The organism is Labilithrix sp. (assembly GCA_019637155.1).
GTDB lineage: Bacteria > Myxococcota_A > Polyangia > Polyangiales > Polyangiaceae > Labilithrix.
Window position 1 is genome coordinate 434,892 of record JAHBWE010000002.1, and the last position, 23,554, is coordinate 458,445.

Genomic DNA, 23,554 nt, shown 5'->3' on the forward strand with positions numbered 1-23,554 from the left:
CTCAGAAGCCGTAGCCGAGGCTCCCGCCGATGGAGGGCCCGCCCGCCGCGAACGAGCGCGCTTGGTAGCCCGCGCGAACCCCGGCGAAGAAGCCGCGCCCGAACGCGAAGCGCGCGTCGCCGAGCAGGCGGACGCCGACGTCCTCGGCGTGCGGCATGTTCGTGACCTCGACCGTGGGCGCGACCGTGAGCCAGCGGTTCGCGACGAGGTCGAGGCGCGTGTAGCCGCGCACCCCGAACACCTGCACCGCCTCGAAGCCGAGGGTGAGGTTCGAGCCGTACGCGTCGCCGAGGATGATCGCGCCGCCGCCGCCGTTCGAGAAGCCGACCTCGGTGACGCTGACGAGGAGCTCGCCCTCGACGTGGAGGACATCGGCGAAGCGGACGCGGAGGCGCGGCGCGCCGTAGTTGAGGCCGACCTGCCGCTCGTCGCGCCCGGTCTGGCCGCGCACGACGCCGGCGCGCATGCCGAACTCGGAGACGAAGCCGAGCATGCGATACGTGTAGCTCCCCTCCGTCCGCCAGAAGCTGTCGCGCGCGCGATCGAAGGAGGCGTATTCGCCGGAGCCGAGGACGACGGAGCGGCGGCCCTCGAGGCGGGCGAGGAGCGTGCCCTCGCGCGCGTCCTCCGCCGAGTCGAGGACGGTCACGCGGTGGGGCTCCGCGCGCGTCGCGAAGACGGGGACGCGCGCGCCGTCGGTCGTCTCGACCTCGATCGCGTACGAGACGAGCGGCGCGTGGACCGCGAGCGCGGGGACGATCGCGACGTAGGGGCGCTCGGGATCGGAGGAGCGCGCGAGCTCGACCTCGCCCGCCGCCTTCTCTCCTTTGTAGACGACGAGCGCGCGCTTGATCTGGTCGGCGCGCTCGATCGAGACGCCGATCGTGATGTCGTGGCCTTCCTGCGCGACGACGAGCGGCGCGTGATGGATCGCGGTCACCATTGGTAGCTCACTCCTGCGCCGGCGCCGGGCCCGGCGTGGTTGATCGTTCGACCCTGGTACGAGGCGCGCGCGGAGAGCGCGAGGTCGGGGACGATCTCCCAGCCGACCTGCGCGATCGCGCGCGCGCCGATGTCGCCGCCGACGCCGGCGGGTTGGTTCGTCACCTCGCTGCGGAGGAGGATCGGGACGCGCGGGATCGTGCGCCACTCGAGCTGCACGACGCCGCGGAGGCCGACCGTGCCGAGCGCCTCGCCGCCGAGGAGGAGGTTCGTCGCGAGATCGCTCCCGATGCGGAAGAAGCCCTGCGCGCCGCCGGTGACGCCGCGCTCGCGGAGGCCGAGGATCGGCCGCGCGATGAGCCCGACGTTCTTGCCGATCCCGAGCTCGGTCTCGAGCCATCCGTAGGTGAGGCCGACGTCGCGCGGCGGTTTGTTCAACCGATCGAGGTCGTCGAGCGAGCCGCCCTTTCCGCGCAAGACGCCGAAGCCGGAGCGCACCGCGCGGATGCCGCCGTCGCCGAGGCGCCACCCGAACGCGCCCTCGGTCTGGAAGACCCAGTCGTTCGGCTTCTTCAGGTTGAACGACGCGATCTCGCTCGCGAGCGCCACCGTCGCGAGCGTGCCCTCTCGCTTGCCGGTGAGCGGCCGCCGATCGACCTCCGCTTCGCGCGGCTCCGCGGCCGAGCCCACGAGCGCGATCGGAGGACCGACCTTCGGGATCCCCTCGACGAAGTAGTCCATCGCCGGCTCGTCGATCGCGTCGCCCGGCAGCGTCGCGGCCCAGTAGCGCGCGCCCACCGACGCCATCGCGATCGATCGGTAGCTCTTCGCGCCGCGCCTCCGCACGTGGACGATCGCGCCCTGGTAACGCGGATCGAGCTCGATCGCGAAGCGCTGCGGGGTGCCGGGGCGGAGGCGCTCGATCGGCGCGTACGTCGGCGGCACGAGCGCGGCCTCCTTCTCCGCGCGATCGAGCGCCTGGACCTCCTCGCCGATGACGCGCGAGAAGCGGCTGTTCGGATGCTCCGCGAGCCACGCGCGGTAGGCCTGCGCGCGCTTCTTCGGGTCGGATCCCTCGAGCGAGGAGAACAGATCGGAGAGCTCCTTCGTCTCGGGGTCCGCCTTCACGACGACGACCGGCTTGCCCGGAGCGGCGGGAGGCGGCGCCGGCGCAGGCCCAGAAGGAGGCTCGTCCTCCGGGACGACGACGACGTCGCCGGTCGCGGGCGGGCGCTGCGACGCTTGCTCGATCTTCCCGAGCGACAAGACGCGCTGCACGTCGACGAGCTTCACCGTCGCGATCTTGAAGCGGTCGACGAGGACCTTGCCGTTGACCGGATGTTTGAGCCGGACCGGCCGCCACAGCTCGACGACCTGGCCGACCTGGACGTTCGCCTCCTGCCCGATGTCGAGCACGAGGTCGCCGGCGTCGATCGCGACGAGGGTCCCCTCGCGCGCCGCAGCCGGCGACGAAAAGAGGAGGGCGGCGACGGCCCATGGTGCTGCTCTGCGCATCGTAGTCCTCTACTGGTTGAATGAGTAGATGACTGTGCGAGGGGCGTGCCACCGCGCCGCGCGTGGGATTTCACGCGGTTGGAGGCGCGGAGAGAACGCGCGGTCACTTCCGGCGGAGTCGACGGAACGACACGGACGCGGCGAAGAGGAGCGAGAGCATGATCACGATCGCCGCGCCCTCGGGCCATTCGAGCTTGTGCGCGGCGAAGAAGCCGATCGACACGCTGAGGACGCCCACGAGCATCGCCCAGCGGACGACGCCGCCGAGCGTGCGGCCGAGCACGCGGCCGGCGGCGGACGGGATGACGAGGAACGCGCTCACGAGGACGACGCCGGCGAGCCGGATCGCCGCGACGACGACGGCGGCGAGGAGGGCGAGGAGCGCGCTCTCGAGCCACGCGACCTCGATCCCGGAGAGCCGCGCGAGCTCCTCGTCGAACGTCGCGTAGGCGAGGCGCGTCCACGCGAAAGCCACGAATCCGACGGTAATCACGGCAATCGCGAGCACGGTCCACAGGTCGTCGCCGCCGACCATGAGGATGTTGCCGAAGAGGAGCTGCTCCGGATCGAAGGTCGTCTCCGTGCGGGTCGCCTTCTTCAGGAGGACGATGCCGACCGCGAAGCAGACCGCGAAGAGGATCGCCATCGCGACGTCGGAGCGCATCTCGCCGCGCCGGCGGAGCGCGCCGATCGCCATCGCCGCGAGCGCGGTGAACGGGATCGCGACGAGGAGCGGCGCCTTGAAGCCGAGGAACATCCCGAGCGCGATGCCGCCGAAGGCCGCGTGCGAGAGCCCGTCGCCGAGGTACGCGAGGCCGCGCGCGGTGACGAGCACGCCGAGGAGCGCGAGGAGCGCGGCGAGGACCGAGCCCGCGAGGAGCGCTCGCTGGAAGATGGGGATCGCCAGGTACCCGATGCCGAACGTGCCGAGATCCAAGGCGCACGAAGCTACCTGTAGGCGAGACGACTTGCTACGCTCTCCGCCCAGAGGTCCGGATGCGTCCTTCGCTTGTCTCCCGCTATTTTACGGCGCTCGCGTTCGCCGTGCTCCTGGTCGTGGCGCTCGCGTCGGGCTGCGGGCGTTCGAGCCTCGAGCTGGAGTCGCTCGACGGCGGCACGACCAGCAGCACGAGCAGCAGCAGCGGCGTCGTCCCCGGCGGCTGCAACCCGTCGACCTGCTCGAACGGCTGCTGCGACTCGAACGGCGTGTGCCAGACCGGCCGCAACGTGCGGTCGTGCGGCTCGATCGGCGGCGCGTGCACGGACTGCCTCGCGGCGGGCTTCGACACCTGCACGAGCGCGCGCGTGTGCGGGCGGAGCGATCCCGCGTGCGGTCCCGCGACGTGCGCGGGCTGCTGCGAGATCGACGGCGCCGGCAACCGGCAGTGCCTCAGCGGCACCGAGAGCACGGCCTGCGGGCGCGGCGGCGCGAGCTGCCGCAACTGCGAGGACGACGGGCGCGCGTGCGACCTCTCCACGCGCTCGTGCGGGACCACGCGCTGCGACGCCACCAACTGCAACGGCTGCTGCGTCGGCGATCTCTGTCTGCCCGGCAACTCGTCGCTCGCGTGCGGCGCGAACGGCGGGCAGTGCGGGCGCTGCGCGGCGGGCCAGGTCTGCCGCGTGACGAGCGGCGGCGGCGGGCGCTGCGAAGGCGTCTCCACCTGTGGTCCCGCGAACTGCGCCGGCTGCTGCACCGCGACCGGCCAGTGCCGCACCGGCGACGGCAGCGCGGCGTGCGGGAGCTTCGGGCAGCGCTGCGATCAGTGCGACCCGAACGAGCTCTGCACGCCGGACGGCTTCTCGGGCGCGCGCACGTGCCGGCCGATCGAGACGTGCGGCCCCGCGAACTGCGCGGGCTGCTGCTTCGGCAACACGTGCATCCTCGCGACGAACGAGGACTTCTGCGGGGCGCGGGGCCAGCAGTGTCAGTTCTGCGGGCCGGGCCAGGTGTGCAACACCGCCGGCGGCTTCTGCGAGCAGCCGGCGACCTGCAACGCGTTCACGTGCTTCGGCTGCTGCATCGGTGACATCTGCGCGATCGGCTCGCAGAACACCGCCTGCGGGTTCAACGGCCAGCAGTGCCAGAACTGCACGATCCAAGGGCCGGGCCTGACCTGCCAGAGCGGCAGCTGCCAGCCTCCGTCGTGCGGGCCGGCGACGTGTCCGTTCGGCTGCTGCCTCGGCAACACGTGCGTGAGCGGCACCCAAGATCAGGCGTGCGGCGGCGGCCCGTTCTTCCCGATTCCGGACGGCGGCATCGGCGGCGGCGGGCAGGCGTGTCGGGACTGCACGCTCACGGGGCAGACGTGCGCCGGCCAGCAGTGCGTCACGGCCTGCGGCCCCGCGAACTGCAACGGCTGCTGCAACGGGGGCGTGTGCGTCAGCGGCATCGCGAACAACGCGTGCGGCGCGGGTGGCGTCTCGTGCAACAACTGCACGGCCAACGGCTCCTTCTGCAACGGCCTCGTCGTTCCGCGCCGCTGCAACAGCGACCAGACGACGTGCCCGGCTCCGTACGGCGCGTGCCCGGCCGGCCTGATGACCGACGTGACGCCCGAGTTTCAGGGCGTCTGCAACGACGCGCAGCTCGACGCGATTTCGGCGGCGTGCGCCGACAACCCGACCGGCGCGATCTGCCAGACCGCGCTCCTCGGCGTGCCGAGCAGCTGCCGCAGCTGCGTCTCGCGCTTCAACCATCCGTTCGCGCGGAACACGGGCCTCTTCGCGTGCGCGGCGTCGATCCCCGACGCGGTGGGCAACTTCATGCCGGACAGCTGCCGCCGCAGCCTCGGCTGTTCGACCGACTGCGCGTCCGGCAGCTGCCAGCAGTGCACGACCGCGACGCAGACGCAGTGCTTCTCGCTCGTGAACGGCGTCGGCGGCCAGTGCCGCACGTTCGCGAACGCCACCACCTGCGCGAACAGCCGGCTCGCGACCGGTCAGCTCTGCAGCCAGTTCTCGTACTCCGACTACGGCGCGTGGCTCCGCTCGATCACGGAGCACTTCTGCGGCGACGGGCTCTGAGGCCGTTCGATGCCGGAGAGCGTGCTCGTCACGGGCTTCCCGTCGTTCGTCGCGCGCAAGATGGTGGAGGAGCTCGTGCGCGAGCCCGACGTCGTCGTCCACGCGATCGTGCGGACGAAGTCGCTCGAGGAGGCGCGCGCCGCGCTCGACGTCCTCCCGCTCGCCGAGCGCCGGCGCGTCGACGTGATCGAGGGCGACGCGGCCGCGATCGACCTCGGGCTCTCCGGCGCGGAGATGCGCGAGCTGCTCCCGAAGATCGACGTCATCCATCACCTCGCCCAGGTCTCGTACATGGGCGCGGAGGCGGAGCTCGCGACGCACGTGAACGTCGGCGGCGCGCGCGAGATCCTCGAGATCGCCGCGCTCTGCCCGAAGCTCTCGTGCCTCGTCTATCACTCGACGGCGCAGGTCTCCGGCGATCGCACCGGCCTCGTCCTCGAGGACGACCTCGACAAGGGGCAGGTGTTCAAGAACCCGGTCGAGGAGACGATGGCGCGCGGCGAGCGCATCGTGCGCTCGAAGATGGGAAAAGTTCCGATCGCGATCGTGCGCCCGACCATCGTCGTCGGCGACTCGAAGACGGGGGAGGTCGATCGCTTCGACGGGCCCTACTTCCTCATCTTGCTCCTCGTCACGTCGCCGCCCGACATCCCGCTCCCGCTCCCGGGGCGAGGGGACGCGCCGCTCAACCTCGTCCCGGTCGATTATTACGTCCGCGCCGCGCGGGCGATCGGGCGCGATCCGCGCGCGCCGGGGCGCACGTTCCACGTCGGCGATCCCGCGCCGATCACCGCGCGCCGCGTCTTCGACCTCGTCGCCGCCGCCGGCGGGCGCCGCAGCACGCGCGGCTTCATCCCCGCGAACATCACGAAGGCGCTCCTCCGCACGCCGGGGCTCGACCGCGTCGCGAAGAGCCCGCGCGCGTTCCTCGACGCGCTCGCGACGCCGGTGACGTACAGCTTCGCCCACACGACCGAGCTCCTCGCCGGGACGGACATCCGCTGTCCGCCGTTCGAGAGCTACGTCGAGGGCCTCGTCGAGTACGTGCAGCAGCGGCTCCGCGAGAAGCGCGCGCGCGATCGCTCGAGCGGCGAGATCGAGGATCCTCTCGGATGAATCCCAACGCCGGAATGGCGGTGCGACGCATCGTTGTTCGCGCCAAAGACGTCGTTTTCGTCAAAGGTGTGGTCGAGGCCCACGACGGCCTCGCGCACGTGTTCGCCGAGAGCGGCGGCGACCTCACCCTCGCGTCGGCGCCCGATCGCGAGGCGGAGCTCGACGAGCTCGCGCGCGACCTCGCCCGCGAGCTCGACGGGATCGTGTCGTGAGGGACGTCGTCATCGTCGGCGGCGGCCCCGCGGGCGCGAGCACCGCGCTCCACCTCGTGCGCAAGGAGAAGCTCGAGCCCTCCCGCGTCGTCGTCCTCGACAAGGCGCGCTTCCCGCGCGACAAGCCGTGCGCGGGCGCGGTGAGCCAGCTCGGCCTCGAGGTCCTCGCCGCGATCGGGATCGATCCGAGCTCGCCGCGCGTCGTCATGCGCGGCGTCCGCGTGCTCGACGGCGGCGCGGTCGGGGAGACGATCGCCCCGATGGGCGCGTGCTTCCGGCGCACCGAATTCGACGCCGAGCTCCTCCGCGCGGCGGAGGCGGACGGGGTGGAGGTCCGCGAGGGCGAGGGGATCGGCGCCCTCGCGCGGAGCGGCGACGGCTGGAACGTCGAGACGACGGCGGGCGCGACGATCGCGGCGCGCTTCGTCGCCGCCGCCGACGGCGCGGGGAGCACGACGCGGAAGCTCCTCGACCTGCGCGAGCCCGATCGCAAGGGCCACCTCTACGTCCTCGACACCGATCCGACCGACGCCGACGCGGGCGTGAAGCGCGGCCTCGTCGACTTCGATCTCTCGATCCTCGAGGACGGCGTCGCCGGCTACTACTGGGACTTCCCCACGCCGCTCGACGGCAAGGAGGCGGTGAGCCGCGGCATCTACGACGCGAACCTCACGAAGGACGGCGCGGGGAGGGCGAAGGAGGTGCTCGCGCGCTCGCTCGCGAAGCGCGGCGTCGACATCGCGAAGGTGAAGCTCCGCCCGTTCAGCACGCGCCCCTACGTCGCGGGCTCGCAGGCGTGGGTGCGCGGCCTCGTCCTCGTCGGCGAGGCGTGCGGGATCGATCAGACGACGGGGGAGGGGATCGCGCAGGCGATCGAGATGGGCCGCATCGCGGCGAAGCACCTCGCGCGCGCCGTCGCGACCAAGAACGGCGATTTCGGCGCCTACGCGCGGGAGGTCCGCACGTCGACGACGGGCCGCCACCTCCTCCAGAGCGCGTGGATGGCGCGCCGGGTCTACGCCCGGATCGGCTCCCCGGCGCGGCGCTACCTCCTCCGCTCGAGCTACGCGCGCGAGATGGCGGTGCGCTGGTACCGCGGCGAGCGGCTCCCCCCCGCGACCATCCTCCGCCTCGGCGCGGGCCTCACGGCGTCGCTCTTGTCGTAGGATCGCGCGATGCCTTCGCACCACCAGAAGAAGCTCGAGAAGAAGAAGAAGCAGCGGCTCGCGGCGCAGAAGGCGGCGCGGAAGGAGCTCGCGCCGATGTCGGCGGCGGCGCTGATGCGCGTCGCGGCGGAGCTGCCGGTCGAGGCGGCGTACATGACGAGCGGGTGGCGGACGAAGGAGCCGAAGCCCGTCACGGTGGTGCTCACGCGCCTCGTCCCGGGGCAAGGGATCCTCGTCGCGTGCGCGATGGTCGACCGCACGTGCCTCGGGGTGAAGGACGGCTTCGCGAAGCTCGTGCTCTCGCGCGAGGAGCTCCACGGCATGTTCGATCAGATCGAGACGGCGTACGCCGAGGACGACGTCGAGGACGTGCCGCTCCTCGAGGCGCAGTCCGTCGTCTACCACGCGATCGACTACGCCCGCTCCCTCGGCTTCGAGCCGCACAAGGACTTCCCCGAGCTCCTCTTCGGCCCCCGCCCCGAGACCCTCCTCGACACCCCGCTCGCGAAGCCGAAGGCCCCGATCTACATCGCAGGCCCGAACGACGACCAAGCCCGCATCCTCGCGAAGCTCGAAGCCGCGCGCCCGCGCTGACTTTCTTGTTCGAGAGGGCTCTGCCCTCTCGAGCTCTCCCGCCGGGTGCCTTCGCGCGAAGACGCGCTCAGCGCCCCCGGACCCCCCGAGAGGGGAACCGCGGAGTTCGACCACGCTCGGTGGGCACCTGATCTGAGCGCGACCTACGAAGCGTCATCGTCGGTCTGCAGCTGCGGGTGGATCGTCGGGGTGCTCGAGTCGACATCGAGGATGCTGAGGCGCGAGGCGGAGTCGCGGAGGCTCGGGAGGAGCTCGCTCGGGGTCGACTCGCCCGTCGGCGGGGGCGGGAGGCTCGAGACGCCGCTGTGGCCGAGCGCCTGCTTGTGATCGAGGAAGCGCAGGGTGCCGGGGCCGCTCGTGCGCTCGAGGACGCTCTTGAGATCGCCGGGGAGGGGAGCCTCGATGATGAGGCGGTTGCCCGTGTTCGGGTGCGTGAGCTCGAGGCGGACGCAGTGGAGGAACGTGCGATCGAGGACGTTCTTCTCCTCGAAGAAGCGGTTCGTCGGCGCGTGGCCGTAGCGATCGTCGCCGAGGATCGGGTGGCCGATCGCGGCGAGGTGGCGGCGGATCTGGTGCGTGCGCCCCTGCTCCGGGACGACGCGGAGGACGGAGTGGCCGCTCGCGACCGCGAGGCGGCGGTAGCGGGTGCGTGCAGAGTACATCTTGCCGTCCTCGCGGAGGTCGCGCGTGATCGCGCCCTTGCTCGGCGTGATGCCGCGCGCGCCGGCGAGGTAGATCTTCCGCGCGCTCTCGTGCTGGAGCGCGGCTTGCCACTTCGGCGCGTCGGCGGCGCGGCGCGCGAAGAGGACGAGGCCGCTCGTGCCGACGTCGATCCGGTTGACCGGCACCGCGTCGCCCGCGTCGGCGAGCTTCTTCGCCCGCGCGACGAGCGAGGTGACGTACTCGCCTTGCGGCGTCGTCGGCTCGTGCGCGCCCTTCTCGACGACGAAGACCTCGTCGTCCTCCCACAGCACCTTCGGCGCGACGAGCCCGGTCCGGCGGAGGAGCGCGATCGTCTCGACCTCGTCCGTGAGCGGGATCATGTCGAGCGGACGGACCGACGCGACGCTGTAGCCGAGGCGCGTGAAGTGATCGAGGTCGCGCGCGAGCGTGTCGGGATCGCACGAGACGTACGCGACGGCGGGGAGCTCGAGCCGCGCGAGGAGCTCGCGGGCGAGCGCGCTCGTCCCGCGCCGCGGCGGGTTCACGACCGCGCCCTCGAAGGTCTGCTTCTGCTCCGCGAACCGGCGGAGCGCGGAGGCCACGTCGCCCGCCTCGCCGCGGACGGAGAGCCCCGCCTTCTTCGCGGTGTCGTTGACCTGCGCGACCGCGGGCGCGAACGACTCGACGAGCTGCACGTCGGCGCCCGCGCCGGCGAGGGCGAGCGCGATCGCGCCGGAGCCTCCGTAGAGATCGAGGACCCGCGGCCGCTTCGGCGCCTTGCCGATGCCGAGCACCTCGATGATCGTCTTGTGTACGCGCTCGGCCTGGCCGCGGTGCGCCTGGACGAAGGAGCCGTACGTCGCCTCGTGCGTCGCGCCGCCGATCTGGTCGGGCGCGGACGCGGCGCCGTGGACGACGACGGTCTCGCTCCCGAGGATCTGCGGCGAGTCCCCTTCGTGGAAGTTCAGCGCGACGCCGAGCACGCGCGGCTCCGCCCGCATCAGCTCCTCCGCGGCGGCGGCGTAGACCGCGCGATCGTGCGCGCGGTCGCGCTGGACGACGAGCGTGACGAGCACGTGCTCGCCGCCTCGACCTCGCACCTCGCGGAGGTCCACCGCGCGGAGCGAGCCGCCGCTGTCGATCGGCGCGAGCGGCCCCTTCGCCGCTTCGTCCGCCTTGATGCGCTCGCGGAGGAGCGCGGCGACGACGGAGACCACGCTCGCGACGACGCGGCACGACGGGATGTCGACGACCTGGTGGCCGCCGCCCTTCGCGTAGAGACCGAGCTTGCCGCCCGGCGCGACGATCATCTTGGCGCGCGAGCGGTACTCGACGACGGGCTCGGCGGGCTGGACCGGCTCGGTGTAGACGAGCTCGAGCGCGGGGTAACGCGAGAGCGATTGCACGACGCGGCCGCGCTTGAGCGCGAGCTGCTCTCCGTACGGCAGCGCGATGACGGGGCAGCCGCCGCAGCGATCGGCGTGGACGCAGGTGATGCGCTGCGCGTCGTCGGACGACGATCCGAGGCCTCCGATGAGTCGCTCGCTGGGCTGCATCCGAGTGTATGAGGATACACCGCGCGATCGGCTTCGCGATGGCCTTCGATCAGAACTGGACGCGCGAGGCGACCATCGCGCTCCACAGCACGTTCTGCGGGAGCTGGTTGTCGATGTCGTAACGGATGAGCGTGGTCGCGGAGACCTCCGCCGCGAGCTGGATGCGGCGGGTGACGCGCATCTCGAAGCCGCTCCCGAGCTGACCCGCGACCTCGACCATCCGATCGAGCGCGACGTAACGCGTGTCGACGCGCCACTGCCCGAAGCCGAGCTGCATGAACGGCGTGAAGCGCGCGTTGTTCAGGCGCACGCGCGCGACGACCATTCGCGTCGACGCGGCGAGGCGCATGTTCTCGGTGAACCCCATCTTGTCGCCGATGAGGCGCGTCGAGCTGGTCCAGTCGCGCGCGACGAGCGTGACCTTCGGCGCGACGCCGAACCACGCGTTGCCCATGTTCTGCGGGCTCGGGTCGCCGTCGGCCGGGAGGGCGTGCGAGGTGCGCTTCGGCTCGAGCTTGAGCTGCGGGCTCTCGGCTGCCTTGGTCGATCCGGTGCGGACCCAGTGATCGGCCTCGCCGAGGACCTTCATCCAGTCGACCTTCGGCGCCGCTTCGGCGGGGGGCGCCGTGAGCGTCGTCACGGCGAGGGCGGCGGCCGCCGCGGTGGTCTTTCCAAGCTGCTTGAGCGACACCTTCATCCGAACGCGTCGTGACCTCAGCAAGCGATATGCCCGCGCTCGCCGTTGCTCGATTCGTGACGATTCGACACAAAACCGATCGCGCGCACATGTAGGCGGCTTCGATTCGGGTCCTTTTTCCACTGTCACGGTGCGGACAGCGGACATCACTGGTCTCTCGATTCCTCAGCGGTGTGGGACGGAGTTGCTCCGCCGGTGGGGCGAAACCGCCGTCGTCGTCGGTCGTACTGGTGGGGCGATGCTGGTAGAAGGCGGCCCGTGTCCGAGCGCCCCCATGCCGATCTCGACGCGGCGATGGACCGCTACGCCCGCGGGGACGACGCGGCGTTCGGCGAGGTCTACGACAAGCTCGCGCCGCGCCTCCTCGGGTACCTGCTCCGCCACACGCGCGATCGCGCGCGCGCCGAGGACGTCGTCCAGCAGACGATGCTCCGCATCCATCGCGCGCGGGGCCGCTTCCTCCCCGGCGCCGAGGTGATGCCGTGGGCCTTCGCGATCGCGCGCCGGCTGCTCGTCGACTCCCACCGGCGCGGAGGTCGTGAGGTGCTCGCTCCTTCGAACGACGACGACGGCGCGGACCTCCTCGTCGCGCTCGACGCGGGCGCGGACGAGATCGCGATCGCGAAGGAGACCGCGAAGAAGATCGCGGCCGAGCTCCAGCGCCTCCCCGAGAACCAGCGCGTGGCGTTCGAGCTGATCAAGCAGGAAGGGATGAGCGTCGCCGAGGCGGCGCAGGTCCTCGGCACCACCGTGGCGGCGGTGAAGCTCCGCGCGCATCGCGCCTACGAGGCGCTGCGCGAGGTGCTGCAGCGAGGGAAGGAGACATGAGCACGCTCCGCGAACGTATCCTCGCCGAGGCGGCGCGGACGCCGGCCCCCACCCGCAGCGAGTGGCGGCGTCGCGTCGTGATCGTCGCCGTCCTCGGCGCGCTCGCGACGACGGCGCTCTTCTTCGTGATGGGCGGCTTCGCGCGCGGGACGCGGCCGAGCGAGCTCGTCGCCTTCACCGCCGGCCTCGGCCTCTTCTCCGCCCTCGTGATGACGCGCGTCGCGACCGGGAGCGGCGGCTCGATGCTCGGCCGTCCGCGTCCGCACCTCGTCCTCGCGTGCGTCGCGCTCGCGCCGGTGCTCGCGTGCGTCGCGCTCGCGGCGCCGATGCTCTGGCCCGAGCACGCGAACGAGGAGGTCGCGCTGCGCACGCACGTCGGCTGCGCGGCGATCACGCTGGTGCAGGGAGCGCTGCCGCTCGTCGTCCTCCTCTTGCCGCGTCGCGCGAGCGACCCCATCCACCCCGCCGTCACCGGCGCGGCGCTGGGCATGACGGCGGGGGCGTGGACCGCGATGATGGCCTACCTCCGCTGTCCGCACGTCCCGGCGGCGCACTGCATCATCGCGCACGTCGTCCCGACGCTGGCGCTCACCGCGCTCGGCGCCGTCCTCGGGCGGTTTCTCCTTCGCGTTCGTTGAAGCGAGCAGATACGCTCATAACGATGCGCACGACTCTCACCGTCGTACCTCTCGCGCTCGCGCTCGGCTGCGGCTGCGGCCACGGGCCTTCGAACGTCTCGTTCATGAGCAACGAGCAACCGTCGTCGCAGGGCGCTCCGAACACGGCGCTCGCGCGGTCGCAGGGGCACGTCGAGAACCCGAACGGCGGCGCGGTCGCGGACCTCGGCGAGGACGAGCAGGTCGAGCCGGAGCATCCGGCGGCGGAGACGAAGCAGGAGCGCGCGCTCGTCCACATCCACGCGCCGGAGGGCCGCGTCTGCTCCGGCGTCGTCCTCGGCCCGAAGCTCATCGCGACCGCGCAGCGCTGCTTGAAGGGCCTCGAGCGCGGCGTGAACGTGCTCGGCGCGGGGGCGGACAAGGAGCTCCGCGTCGAGGTCGCGTCGAGCACGTTGACGTGGACGAACCGCAAGGGCCGCTACGTCGTGCTCCCGCAGTGCGACGAGAGCGAGCTCGACGTCGGGATCATCGTGCTCGACGACGTGGTGCCGCCGCTCGCGTCGCCGCTCCGGATCGTGAGCGCGCCCGACACGGGCGGCCGCGTGCAGGCCCTCGGCTTCGGCCGCTGCAAGGGCAGCAGCAAGGTGATGAAGGAGCGCACGGGCCTCGTCCGCTTCCGCGACTCGCAGACGGTGACGATCGACGTCACGCTCTGCAAGGGCGACCGCGGCGGCCCCGTCGTCGACGGCCGCGACGCCGAGGTCATCGGCCTCATCTCCCACCGCGACGATCCGGAGGGTTCCCCGAACCACACCGCCACCATCGCCCGCCTCGACACGGTCTCGGCCCTGCGCCTGAAGGAACAAGCCCAGCTCCTCGCCGAAGGCGGCGACACCGCAAAGGTGCAAGCGGTCGCCTGCCGCTGACCCGGTTCAAGCGGCCGGATACGCCGCGCCGCCGCTCCCGAGGTTCGCCTCGAGGAACACGAGCGCGCGTTCGAGGCTTCCGAACCACGGTAGCCCCTTCGTCCGCACGACGTCGAAGTCGACCATGCGTGTGAGCGGGAGTTGATCTACCGTGGGCTTGTAGCGGCGCCCGCGAGGCATCTGGCTCGTGAGCCATTCCTTCACGCCGCGCCTCGCCTCGAAGTCTCCTTCGTAGCGCGCCTCCGGTAGGAGGCCGGGGCGTCCGTCGAGCGCACGTCCGGCCATGAGCTCGATGCATGGCAAGAACAACGATTCGTATTCGCGGTAAGCCAACACCGCCGCAGAGGGGAAGGGCAGGCCTTGGGCTCGGAGTTTGTCGCCGAGCGGAGGCGCATCACGCTTCGGGCATCCGTCTTCGTCGTCGCGGAGGAGGACGAGCGCCTTGGCGTCCTTCTTCGGGCGGACGAGCTCGAGGTGACGGACTACGTTCTCGTCGCTGCTGATGCCGGGGACGCGGATCGGTGACGCGAAGGGCAGGAGCGTCGGAGCGCGCTCCTGCGCGAGGCGGGAGAGGAGGTTCGTCACCGCGTCGGTCTCGCCGTGGCCCTCGACGAGCACGTACGTTCGCACTACTCGGCTCCGAGTGGCAACGCGAGTTGCTGCGGGCGGAGTCCTTCCGAGCGCATGACGTCTCCGAGCGAGAAGAGGCCTCGCGTCACGACGTCACGCTGTGCCTCGTCGAGCTCTTCGACTCGCGTCTCGTCGTCGACGCGCGTGACGACACGTACCTCCTCGGCGGAGAGGAGCGACAAGAGGTCGGGGCTGTGCGTCGTCAGCACGACTTGGCCGCGGAGGGCTCCCTCGCGGATGTAGTCGTGAAGGAGGCGTAGCGCGCCTGGATGAACCGTGAGCTCCGGCTCTTCGATCGCGATGAGCTCCGGTCGCGGCTCCTGGAGCAAGGCCGTCATCATCCCGGCGACGCGCAGCGTCCCGTCCGACTCCTGGGCGGCATCGAACCACTGCTTCCGCTTCGCGCCGGCGTCGCGCTCGTGCTTGAACTGCAAGACGAGGAAGCCCGCGACCGGCTCGAACTTCACGTCGGCGAGGTCGCCGGTGAGCTTCCGCAGGACGGTGAGGAGGTCGGGCTTCCAGGACGCTTCGGGCTGGTCCTTGAGGATCGAGACCCAGTTCGTTCCCTGCCGGTCCATCGGACGTCGCGGGTCGTACTTCTGCGGAGTCCGAAGCGCGTCGGGGAAGATGCTGTAGCTCGCGATCGATCGGAGGCTTTGCGCGAGCGGCGCGAACCTCGCTTCGCCGGCGAGGGCGGTCAAGGCGAGCGCGGTAGGCTCGACGACGAGGTTCAGGTTCGCCGGCCCCGTGAACTGGCCGTTCTCGACGACGAAGGTGGCACCACGCTCGATCGAGGCCAGCTCACGCTTCACGCGGTACTCGCCCGCTCGTTCGCCGGCGAGGACGACCTCGTATGTTCCGCGGACGTCCTCGCGTTCGATCTCGACGCCGATCGTCACGTCGTAGGGACGACCGCCCGATCCCGCGTGCCGAATCGCGCCGATGCCGCTGCGCTTGGTGATGGCGCCTTCGAGGCCGAGGTGCATGCAGTCTGCGAGGAACACGAGCGCGTCGATCGTGTTGCTCTTGCCGGCCCCGTTCTGGCCGACGAGCACGGTCAAGGGACCGAAGTCGATCGTGACGTCGTTGCCCAGGCTGCGAAAGCGCGAGACCTTGAGGCGCTTGATCATGCGATTCTCCGCGCGAGAGCATAGCCTGGCAGGGCGACGGCGGCTCGGTCCTCCGTTGTCGCATAGAGCGAGTAGTCTGCGAGATCCTCCGGCGCCCGAGCCATGCACGACACCCCGTCCACGCGCTCCGTTCTCACCGTCCTCACCAAGCTGCGCTTGCTCGAGCTCGCCCGCGATCTCGAGGTGGCGGTCCCGGCGGGCAAGAAGGAGCTTCAGGTCGACGGGCTCCTCGCGTCGGGTCGGCTCGCGTTTCGCGGGATCGTCGAGCGCCTCGGGCGCGACGAGCTCCGCGCGGTGTGCGCCGCGCACGGTCTCTCGGCGTCGTCGCGCTCGCGCACCGAGCTCGCGGGCTCGCTCTTGGAGGCGCACGGCAACGTCGACACGGTGCCGCCGAAGCCGCTCTTCGCGAGCCGAGCCGAGGAGCGCTGGCTCCCGCGCGAGCGCGACATCGTCCTCGTACGGCGCCGCCAGTGGCTCGTGGAGCGCGTCGCGCGCGGCGGCGAGGACGAGGCGACGCGCGTGTCGCTCGTGTGCCTCGACGACGACAACGCGGGGCAGACGCTCGACGTCCTCTGGGAGATCGAGCTCGGCGCGCAGGTGATTCAGCCCGAGACGAAGGGGCTCGGCGAGGTCTCCGGCTTCGATTCGCCGCACGCGTTCGGGTCCTACCTCCTCGCGCTGCGCTGGAACCTCGTCACCGCGACCGACGCGCGCCTCTTCCAGTCGCCGTTTCGGGCCGGCATCAAGATCCTGACCCACCAGCTCACGCCGCTCCGCAAGGCGCTCGCGCTCCCACGCGCGAACCTCTTTATCGCGGATGACGTTGGATTGGGTAAAACCATCGAAGCCGGTCTCGTGCTCTCCGAGCTCGTGCTCCGGCAGCGCGTCGATTTCGCGCTCATCGTGTGCCCCGCGTCGGTGGCCGTGCAGTGGCAGGGCGAGATGGAGCGGCGGTTCGGCCTTCGCTTCGAGATCTTCTCGCGCGCGTTCGTCGCCGCGAGCCATCGCGAGCGCGGGTTCGCGGTGCCGCCGTGGAGCACGTTCCACCGCTTCATCATCACGTACCAGACGTTGCGGCGTCCGGAGTACCTCGAGCCTCTCCTGCAACAGCTCGGAGAGCGCGCGCGCAAGTCGCTCCTGATCCTCGACGAGGCGCACTCGGCCGCGCCGGCGACGGCGAGCGCTTACGCGGTCGACTCGAACACGACGAAGGTGGTTCGCGAGCTCGCGCGCCGGTTCGACAACCGCCTCTTCCTCTCCGCGACGCCGCACAACGGCCACTCGAACTCCTTCGCCGCGCTGCTCGAGATCCTCGACCCGCAGCGGTTCACGCGGACGCGTTCTCCCGGCGATCCCTCGGCGCTCGAGCCGGTCATGGTGCGCCGCCTCAAGTCGGATCTCCGCGCCCTCCCGAACACGGGGAGCTTCCCGGAGCGCCGGGTCGTCCGCCTCGCGGTGGGCAGCCCCGATACTCCCGAGGTCGTCCTCTCGTCGATGCTCGCGGAGTACACGGAGCTCGTCGCGCCCGAGCGCGGGCGCGGGCGCCTCGTCTTCGTGAACCTGCAGAAGCGGCTCCTCTCCAGCATCGCCGCCTTCGCGAGCACCCTCGAGGTCCACGCGGAGAGCGCGACGGGGAAGAAGGTCGTGGCGCTCGGCGCGGAGGACGAGCCTGGCGAGGACGAGCGCGACGACGAACCGTACGGCGAGGACGACGAGACCGAGAACGCGCGCCTCGCGAGCGAGGTGCGCCAGGCGACACGAGCGCTCGGAGAGCGCGCCGCGGGCGAGCGTCCGCGCGAGCTCCTCGCGTCGATGCGCGCGCTCGCGGGCACGCACGCCCGCGCGCCCGACGAGAAGATGAAGGCGCTCCGCACGTGGATCGCCGAGCACCAGTGCGCGGCGGTCGCGCTCGATCCCGAGGCGCGGCGGAAGGCGCCTGCCACGGCGCGGCGGTGGACGGACACGCGCGTCATCGTGTTCACCGAGTACGCCGATACGAAGAACGCGATCGTGCGCTACCTGCGCGCCGCCGCGGACGGCACCGACGGCGGGGAGGACCGCGTCCTCGAGCTCGCGGGCGGGATCGGCGACGAGCGGCGCGACGCGATCCAGCGGGCCTTCAACGGCCCGCCCGCCGAGCACCCCGTCCGCGTCCTCGTCTGCACCGACGCGGCGCGCGAGGGCCTGAACCTCCAAGCGTACTGCGCCGACCTGTTTCACGTCGACGTTCCTTGGAACCCGGGGCGGATGGAGCAGCGGAACGGACGCATCGATCGCACGCTCCAGCCGGCGGAGACCGTGCGCTGTCACTACTTCGTCTACCCCGATCGCGCGGAGGACCGCGTCCTCGAGGTCCTCGTCGAGAAGGTGCAGACGATCGAGAAGGAGCTCGGCTCCCTCGGCGCGGTCATCGCGGAGGAGCTCGGCACGACGCTCGCGCGCGGCATCGGCAAAGGCACGCGCGAGGCGCTCGACGCGGCCGGGAGCCCGGCGCGACGATCGAAGATCCGCGCCGAGCTCGAGAGCGCGCGCGGGATCGATCGCCTGCGCGCCGAGATCGACGAGGCGGGCTCCATCCTCAAGAGCTCGCGGAAGCTGCTCGCGTTCCAGCCCGAGCTGCTCCGTCGCGTGCTCGACGAGGGGCTCGCCCTCGCGGGGGCCGGTCCGCTCACGCCTCTCCCGGCGGAGGGGGACGGCCCGGCGCGCTTCGCGCTCCCGGAGCTGCCGGAGTCGTGGACGCCGGTCGTCGACGGCATGCGTCCGGCGCGCGGCGCGGACGAGCCGGAGCACGTCTGGCGGAGGCGTCCACCTCGGCCGGTGGTGCTCGAGGCCCCGGAGGTGTGGAGCGACAGCACGGTGCACGTCCACCTCGAGCACCCGTTCGTGCAGCGCATCCTCACGCGGTTCCGGGCGCAGGGCTTCTCTGCGCACGATCTCTCGCGCGTCACCGTCTTGCCGACGCGCGCCGACGACGAGGTGCGCGCGGTCGCGATCGGACGCCTCTCGCTCTTCGGTCCACGCGCGACGCGCCTTCACGACGAGCTCGTCGTCGTCGCCGCGCCCTGGTTCGAGTCCGCGCGCGACGGACACCTCGTGCCGCGCTCGGCGAAGGAGGACGCCGAGGCGGTGCGTGACATCGAGTCCGCGCTGCTCGCGCTGCCGGCGGGGAGATCGAAGAAGCACGAGGCGCTCGAGCGCTCGCTCGTCCCGCACGCGGCGAAGGACTTCGCCGCCCTATGGCGCTTCGTGACGGAGGAGGCCGACGCACGCGCGCTCGCCGCGGAGCAGAAGCTCAAGGCGCGCGCGCGGGAAGAGGCGACCGCGCTCTCGAAGATCCTGGAGGCGCAGCGGACGACGCTCGAGCGCGAGCTCGCGGGGCGGCAGCTCACGCTCGATCTCGCGCCGGGGGATCGCGACGCGGAGAAGCAGCGGGATCAATGGGAGGCCGATCGACGGCACCTCGAGCGGCGGCGGCGCGAGCTCGAGAAGGAGCGGGAGGAGGAGCCGCGCGCGCTGGAGGCGCTCTACGCGGTGGCGAGGAGACGTCTCGTGCCCGTCGGTCTCGTGTATCTGTGGCCGGAGACGCGCGGATGAGCACGACGGAGCGACGTTTCCACGAGACGTGGATGGGCATGGTCCAGCCGATCGAGGGCCTCGTCGTGAGCGTGCCGGTCCTCGTCGACGCGGACATCGCCGCGAGGAGACCGCCCGAGCTCCACGAGCGCTTCCGCGCGGAGCACGTCGTGACGCGCGACGGCGGGACGCCGGAGCTCGCGAGCGTGCGCGCCTTCGTCGAGGACGCCCTCGAGCTCGGCGCCGATCTCCGCGACGACGATCCGCCGGAGGACCTCGCGGTGTACCTCCCGGAGGGCAGCGAGACCATCCGCGCGACGTGGGCGCTCCGTCGTCCCGAGGTCGTGGCGGGAGCGTGCCACGAGCGTTACCAGCTCCTCGCGTGGGAGCTGCCGTCGTCGATCGAGCTCGATCGTCCCGACGAGCGCGCTGGGGTCTGGGCGTACCCGCCGCGCGCGAAGATGGATCGCCTCCTCCGCGCCACCGGCGTGCCGATCGGGCTCCTCACGAACGGGCGCGTCGTGCGCCTCGTCTACGCCCCTCCGGGCGAGTCGACGGGGGCGATCACGTTCCGCGTCGCCGACATGGCGAAGGTCGACGGGCGGCCGATCCTCGATGCGCTCGTGATGTTGCTCCACGCGCGTCGCTTCGAGGGCGCCGGCGCGGGGCGCTCGCTGCCGGAGCTCCTCGCCGCGAGCCGCAGGATGCAGGCGGAGGTGAGCCGCGAGCTCGAGGCGCAGGTGAAGGCCGCGCTCGAGCGCCTGCTCCGCGGCTTCGAGGAGGCGGCGGAGCGTGACGGCTCGCCGCTCGTCGCGGAGGCGCTCGCGGACGGCACGCTCACGCAGGGGCTCCTTACGCTCCTGCTCCGCCTCGTCTTCGTGCTCTTCGCCGAGGATCGCGAGCTGCTCCCGATGGAGAGCATGCTCTACCGCGAGGGCATGAGCGTGCTCGGGCTCTTCGAGCGCCTGCAGGCCGACGCCGGGACGTATCCGGACGCGATGGGGCAGCGCTTCGGCGCGTACGGTCGTCTGGTCGCGCTCTTCCGCGCGGTCTTCCTCGGCGTCCGGCACGACGGCCTCGTCATGCCGCCGCGCTACGGCGATCTGTTCGATCCGCATCGGTTCCCGTTCCTCGAGGGGTGGGGGCCGGCCGGCGGCGCGCCGATCACGCTGGCGGAGGACCGCGCGCGCGTGCGGATCCCCAGCGTCGACGACGGCTGCGTCTTCGACGTGCTCCGGCATCTGCTCTACCTGCGCCGCGAGCGGCTCTCGTACCGCGCGCTCGATGTCGAGCAAGTCGGCTCGGTGTACGAAGCGCTCCTCTCCTTCGAGGCGCGGCGCCTCGCGAGCCCGGCGGTGCGGCTCGGTCCGTACGGCGTCTGGATCGAGGTGGACGCGATCCTGAACGAGGAGCCGCGGACGCGCGCGAAGTGGCTGAAGGAGGCGACCGACCTGTCGGTCGCCAAGTGCGAGGCGATCGTGGCGGCAGTCGACGATTCGTCAAAATTGGATAAGTCGTCGTATGTGAATAATTCGTCTAAGAATGCGGGGGGGGGGGCGTTGTTGGCCTTCTCGGCGCTGGCCGCGTTCGTTGGAGCAGGCGATCGCGCGGAGGCCGGGCGCCTGGTGCTGCAGCCGGGAGCCGACCGCAAGCACACGAGCTCGCACTACACGCCGCGGAGCCTCTCCGAGCCCGTCGTAGAGAAGACGCTCCGGCCGCTCATCGCCGCGATGGGCGAGGCGCCGACGGCCGCGCAGATCCTGAGCCTGAAGGTCTGCGATCCGGCGATGGGGTCGGGCGCCTTCCTGGTCGCCGCGTGCCGGTTCCTCGCCGGCGAGCTCGTCGCCGCGTGGGCGCGCGAGGGGTCGGAGGCAGAGGCGCGCATCGTCGCGCACGGCGACCTCGTGACCCACGCGCGACGGATGGTCGCGCAGACATGTCTCTACGGGGTCGACAAGAACCCGTTCGCGGTCAGCCTCGGGAAGCTCTCGCTCTGGCTCGCGACGCTCGCGAAGGACGAGCCGTTCACCTACCTCGATCATGCGCTCCGCTGCGGCGACTCGCTCGTCGGCCTCACGTTCGAGCAGATCGAGAAGTTCACGTGGGAGCCCGTCGCGCCGGCGGCGCCGAAGAAGGGCCAGCTCGAGCTCGATCTCTTTCGCGACGAGATCGCGTTCGCGCTGAAGGAGGCGCTCGCGGCGCGCCGGCGGATCGAGGCGCTCGCGTCCGAGCGATCGGCCGCGGCGCTGAAGGAGAAGGAGCGCGCGCTCGAGGACGCGACCGACGCCCTCGCGCGCGTGCGCCTCATCGGCGATCTCGTGGTCGGCGCGTTCTTCGCGCGCGACAAGCCGAAGGAGCGCGAGGCGGAGCGCGCGCGCCGCGAGGCGCTCGTGCGCGCGTGGCTCCACGCGGGCGGCCCGGTGCCGCCCGAGCTCGCCGATCTTGCGGAGGAGGCGCGCGCGAAGCTCCGGCCTTTCCATTGGGCGGTCGAGTTCCCGGAGGTCTTCTTCGCGGAGCGCGCCGATCCGCTCGAGCCCGGGGGCGCGAGCCGCGTCGCGTACGTGGACGCGTTCGTGGGGAACCCGCCGTTCCAGGGGAAGAACGGCATCCTGGCGTCCGGCGGTCCGGCGTACATCCCGTGGCTCCAGGTGCTGCACCCGGGGTCGCACGGCAACGCCGATCTCGTCGCGCATTTCTTCCGCCGCACGAACACGCTCCTCGGGACGCACGGCGCGGTCGGGCTCATCGCGACGAAGACGATCGCGCAGGGCGACACGCGCGCGACCGCGCTCCAGCCGCTCGTCGGAGCGGGGCTCGTCATCTACGACGCGACGCGGATCATGCCGTGGCCGGGCGAGGCGGCGGTCTCGGTGTCCGTCGTCCACCTCGCGAAGGGCAGCGTGATCGCGCACGTCGCGGAGCGGCGGCTCGACGGCGCGGTGGTGCCGTTCGTGAGCTCGCGCCTCCGCGCGGGCGCGGAGCGGCCCGATCCGGTGGTGCTCACGGACAACGCGGACAAGAGCTTTCAGGGAAGCATCGTGCTCGGAATGGGCTTCACGCTCACGCCGGAGGAGCGCGCGGCGCTCGTGGCGAAGGACGCGCGGAACGCGGAGCGAACGTTCCCGTACCTCGGCGGCGAGGAGGTGAACTCGAGCCCGACGCAGACGTTCGAGCGGTACGTCATCAACTTCGGGACGATGTCGCTCGAAGAGGCGGAGCGCTGGCCGGACCTGCTCTCGATCGTGCGAGAGAAGGTGAAGCCGGAGCGAGACAAGCTGGCCGACAACCCCGACGGCCGTACACGGAAAGCGAACTGGTGGCGGTTTGGGCGTCTGACGCCTGCACTGGAGCGCGCGATCGCTCCGCTCAAGCGATGTCTCGTGAACTCCCAGGTCACGAAGCACTTGGTCTTCGCGTTCCAGCCGACGAACCGCGTCTTCTCGCACACGCTCTATGCGTATCCCTTCGATGACTACTCGCGCTTCGCCGTCGTGCAGTCGCGCGTCCATGAAGGCTGGGCGAGACTCCTCTCCTCTTCGATGAAGGGAGACCTTCGCTATGCGCCGTCTGACTGTTTCTCGACGTTTCCGTTTCCCGCCTTCCGGTCGCTCGAAGGCCCCGGCAAGGGCTTCTACGAAGCGCGTGCCGAGTACATGCGCACGGAGAACGTCGGCCTCACGACGACCTACAACCGCCTGAAGGACCCCGACGTCGCCGACGCGCGGATCGAGGAGCTCCGCGCGCTCACGCTCGCGATGGACCGCGCCGTGCTCGCCGCGTACGGCTGGAGCGACCTCGAGCCGCCGCCGTTCACGACGCCGCGGACCGACGAAGAGAAGAAGGCCGCGTCGCTCTTCGAGGACACGGTCGTCGACCGCCTCTTCGCGCTCAACGCCGAGCGCGCCGCCGCGCAGGGCTCCGCGGTGAAGACCTCCGCGTCCGCGGCCGGCGATCCGGCGACCGACACCGCTCCGAAGAAGAAGCGCGCGGCGAAGCGTCCCGCTGCGCCGGCGCGCGAAACGGACACGGCGGGAACCGTGACGGGCCGAAAGCAGGCGACCGCAAAGAAGAAGGCCGTCTCGTGATCTCTCCGCCGGTCCTCCTCTCCACGTCACGCGAGCCCGGACCTTCGACGTGCGCCGCGCCTCCACCGCGCGGTCTCTCTTCTTGGGCATGCGAGCCTCCCCGGCATTTCGCGCGCGCCGCGTCTCCGATCCGAGTCCAGGTGCGGGCGCTCTCTCCCGTATCCCCCGAGCCTGTCCGGCCTTCGGTGCGTCCGAGCATGCATTCGCTGCGTTCGACGTGCGCGGCGCCTCCCGTCCCACGCCGCGCCGACCTCGCGGTCGCGCGAGGCGCGCCCCT

Annotated in this window: 17 protein-coding genes; 10 read left to right on the plus strand and 7 right to left on the minus strand. The window is 71.5% G+C overall.

Annotated elements, in window-relative coordinates:
* Window position 1: 1 nt before the first annotated feature.
* The 3 genes from KF837_05675 to KF837_05685 all read right to left on the minus strand — a co-directional run bounded on the left by KF837_05675 (window position 2) and on the right by KF837_05685 (window position 3,394).
* Window positions 2–943, minus strand: a complete 942-nt coding sequence (locus KF837_05675; GenBank protein MBX3226778.1) for a hypothetical protein — start codon at window positions 941–943, stop codon at window positions 2–4.
* Window positions 937–2,457 (minus strand): hypothetical protein, encoded by a 1,521-nt coding sequence (locus tag KF837_05680; protein ID MBX3226779.1) that lies wholly within the window; start codon window positions 2,455–2,457, stop codon window positions 937–939. The genes KF837_05675 and KF837_05680 overlap by 7 nt, the downstream gene beginning before the upstream one ends.
* 103 nt (window positions 2,458–2,560) lie before the next feature.
* Entirely contained in the window at window positions 2,561–3,394 is an 834-nt protein-coding gene (locus KF837_05685) for a metal ABC transporter permease (GenBank protein MBX3226780.1), read from the minus strand.
* A gap of 59 nt (window positions 3,395–3,453) precedes the next feature.
* Between KF837_05685 and KF837_05690 the strand changes: the two genes are divergently transcribed.
* From KF837_05690 to KF837_05710, 5 genes are read left to right on the plus strand one after another with little or no spacing between them, the layout of a single operon-like run.
* A complete protein-coding gene (locus tag KF837_05690) occupies window positions 3,454–5,484 on the plus strand; it encodes a hypothetical protein (GenBank protein ID MBX3226781.1) in 2,031 nt (676 codons plus the stop codon).
* A gap of 9 nt (window positions 5,485–5,493) precedes the next feature.
* Entirely contained in the window at window positions 5,494–6,600 is a 1,107-nt protein-coding gene (locus tag KF837_05695; GenBank protein MBX3226782.1) for an SDR family oxidoreductase, read from the plus strand.
* A complete protein-coding gene (locus KF837_05700; protein ID MBX3226783.1) occupies window positions 6,597–6,812 on the plus strand; it encodes a hypothetical protein in 216 nt (71 codons plus the stop codon). Before KF837_05695 ends, KF837_05700 begins: the two co-directional genes overlap by 4 nt.
* A complete protein-coding gene (locus KF837_05705) occupies window positions 6,809–7,978 on the plus strand; it encodes an FAD-dependent oxidoreductase (protein ID MBX3226784.1) in 1,170 nt (389 codons plus the stop codon). Before KF837_05700 ends, KF837_05705 begins: the two co-directional genes overlap by 4 nt.
* A gap of 9 nt (window positions 7,979–7,987) precedes the next feature.
* Window positions 7,988–8,572 (plus strand): hypothetical protein, encoded by a 585-nt coding sequence (locus KF837_05710; protein MBX3226785.1) that lies wholly within the window; start codon window positions 7,988–7,990, stop codon window positions 8,570–8,572.
* A 143-nt stretch (window positions 8,573–8,715) separates the two neighbouring features.
* On the opposite strand, the gene KF837_05715 is transcribed toward KF837_05710, so the two are convergent.
* Together KF837_05715 and KF837_05720 are read right to left on the minus strand one after the other, a co-directional pair.
* Complete coding sequence (locus KF837_05715; GenBank protein ID MBX3226786.1) at window positions 8,716–10,791, minus strand: RsmD family RNA methyltransferase; 2,076 nt, start codon at window positions 10,789–10,791, stop codon at window positions 8,716–8,718.
* 49 nt (window positions 10,792–10,840) lie between these two features.
* Window positions 10,841–11,488, minus strand: coding sequence for a hypothetical protein (locus KF837_05720; protein ID MBX3226787.1), 648 nt, complete (start codon window positions 11,486–11,488; stop codon window positions 10,841–10,843).
* A gap of 258 nt (window positions 11,489–11,746) precedes the next feature.
* On the opposite strand from KF837_05720, the gene KF837_05725 reads away from it, so the two are divergent.
* Genes KF837_05725 through KF837_05735 form a run of 3 tightly spaced genes read left to right on the plus strand, consistent with a single transcriptional unit; the run spans window position 11,747 to window position 13,859 of the window.
* A complete protein-coding gene (locus KF837_05725; GenBank protein MBX3226788.1) occupies window positions 11,747–12,316 on the plus strand; it encodes an RNA polymerase sigma factor in 570 nt (189 codons plus the stop codon).
* Window positions 12,313–12,954: a DUF1109 family protein gene (locus KF837_05730; protein MBX3226789.1), complete on the plus strand. Its 642-nt coding sequence runs from the start codon at window positions 12,313–12,315 to the stop codon at window positions 12,952–12,954. The genes KF837_05725 and KF837_05730 overlap by 4 nt, the downstream gene beginning before the upstream one ends.
* Window positions 12,955–12,977: 23 nt before the next feature.
* The gene (locus KF837_05735) at window positions 12,978–13,859 is read left to right on the plus strand and encodes a trypsin-like serine protease (GenBank protein MBX3226790.1); all 882 of its coding nucleotides are present in this window, start codon (window positions 12,978–12,980) and stop codon (window positions 13,857–13,859) included.
* 6 nt (window positions 13,860–13,865) lie between these two features.
* Here KF837_05735 and KF837_05740 read toward each other — a convergent pair whose 3' ends face one another.
* Window positions 13,866–14,489, minus strand: a complete 624-nt coding sequence (locus tag KF837_05740) for a DUF4276 family protein (protein ID MBX3226791.1) — start codon at window positions 14,487–14,489, stop codon at window positions 13,866–13,868.
* Complete coding sequence (locus KF837_05745; GenBank protein ID MBX3226792.1) at window positions 14,489–15,619, minus strand: AAA family ATPase; 1,131 nt, start codon at window positions 15,617–15,619, stop codon at window positions 14,489–14,491. Before KF837_05745 ends, KF837_05740 begins: the two co-directional genes overlap by 1 nt.
* A 102-nt stretch (window positions 15,620–15,721) precedes the next feature.
* Between KF837_05745 and drmD the strand changes: the two genes are divergently transcribed.
* A complete protein-coding gene (drmD, locus tag KF837_05750; protein MBX3226793.1) occupies window positions 15,722–19,213 on the plus strand; it encodes a DISARM system SNF2-like helicase DrmD in 3,492 nt (1,163 codons plus the stop codon).
* A complete protein-coding gene (locus tag KF837_05755; protein MBX3226794.1) occupies window positions 19,210–23,277 on the plus strand; it encodes a hypothetical protein in 4,068 nt (1,355 codons plus the stop codon). The genes drmD and KF837_05755 overlap by 4 nt, the downstream gene beginning before the upstream one ends.
* Window positions 23,278–23,554: the final 277 nt, after the last annotated feature.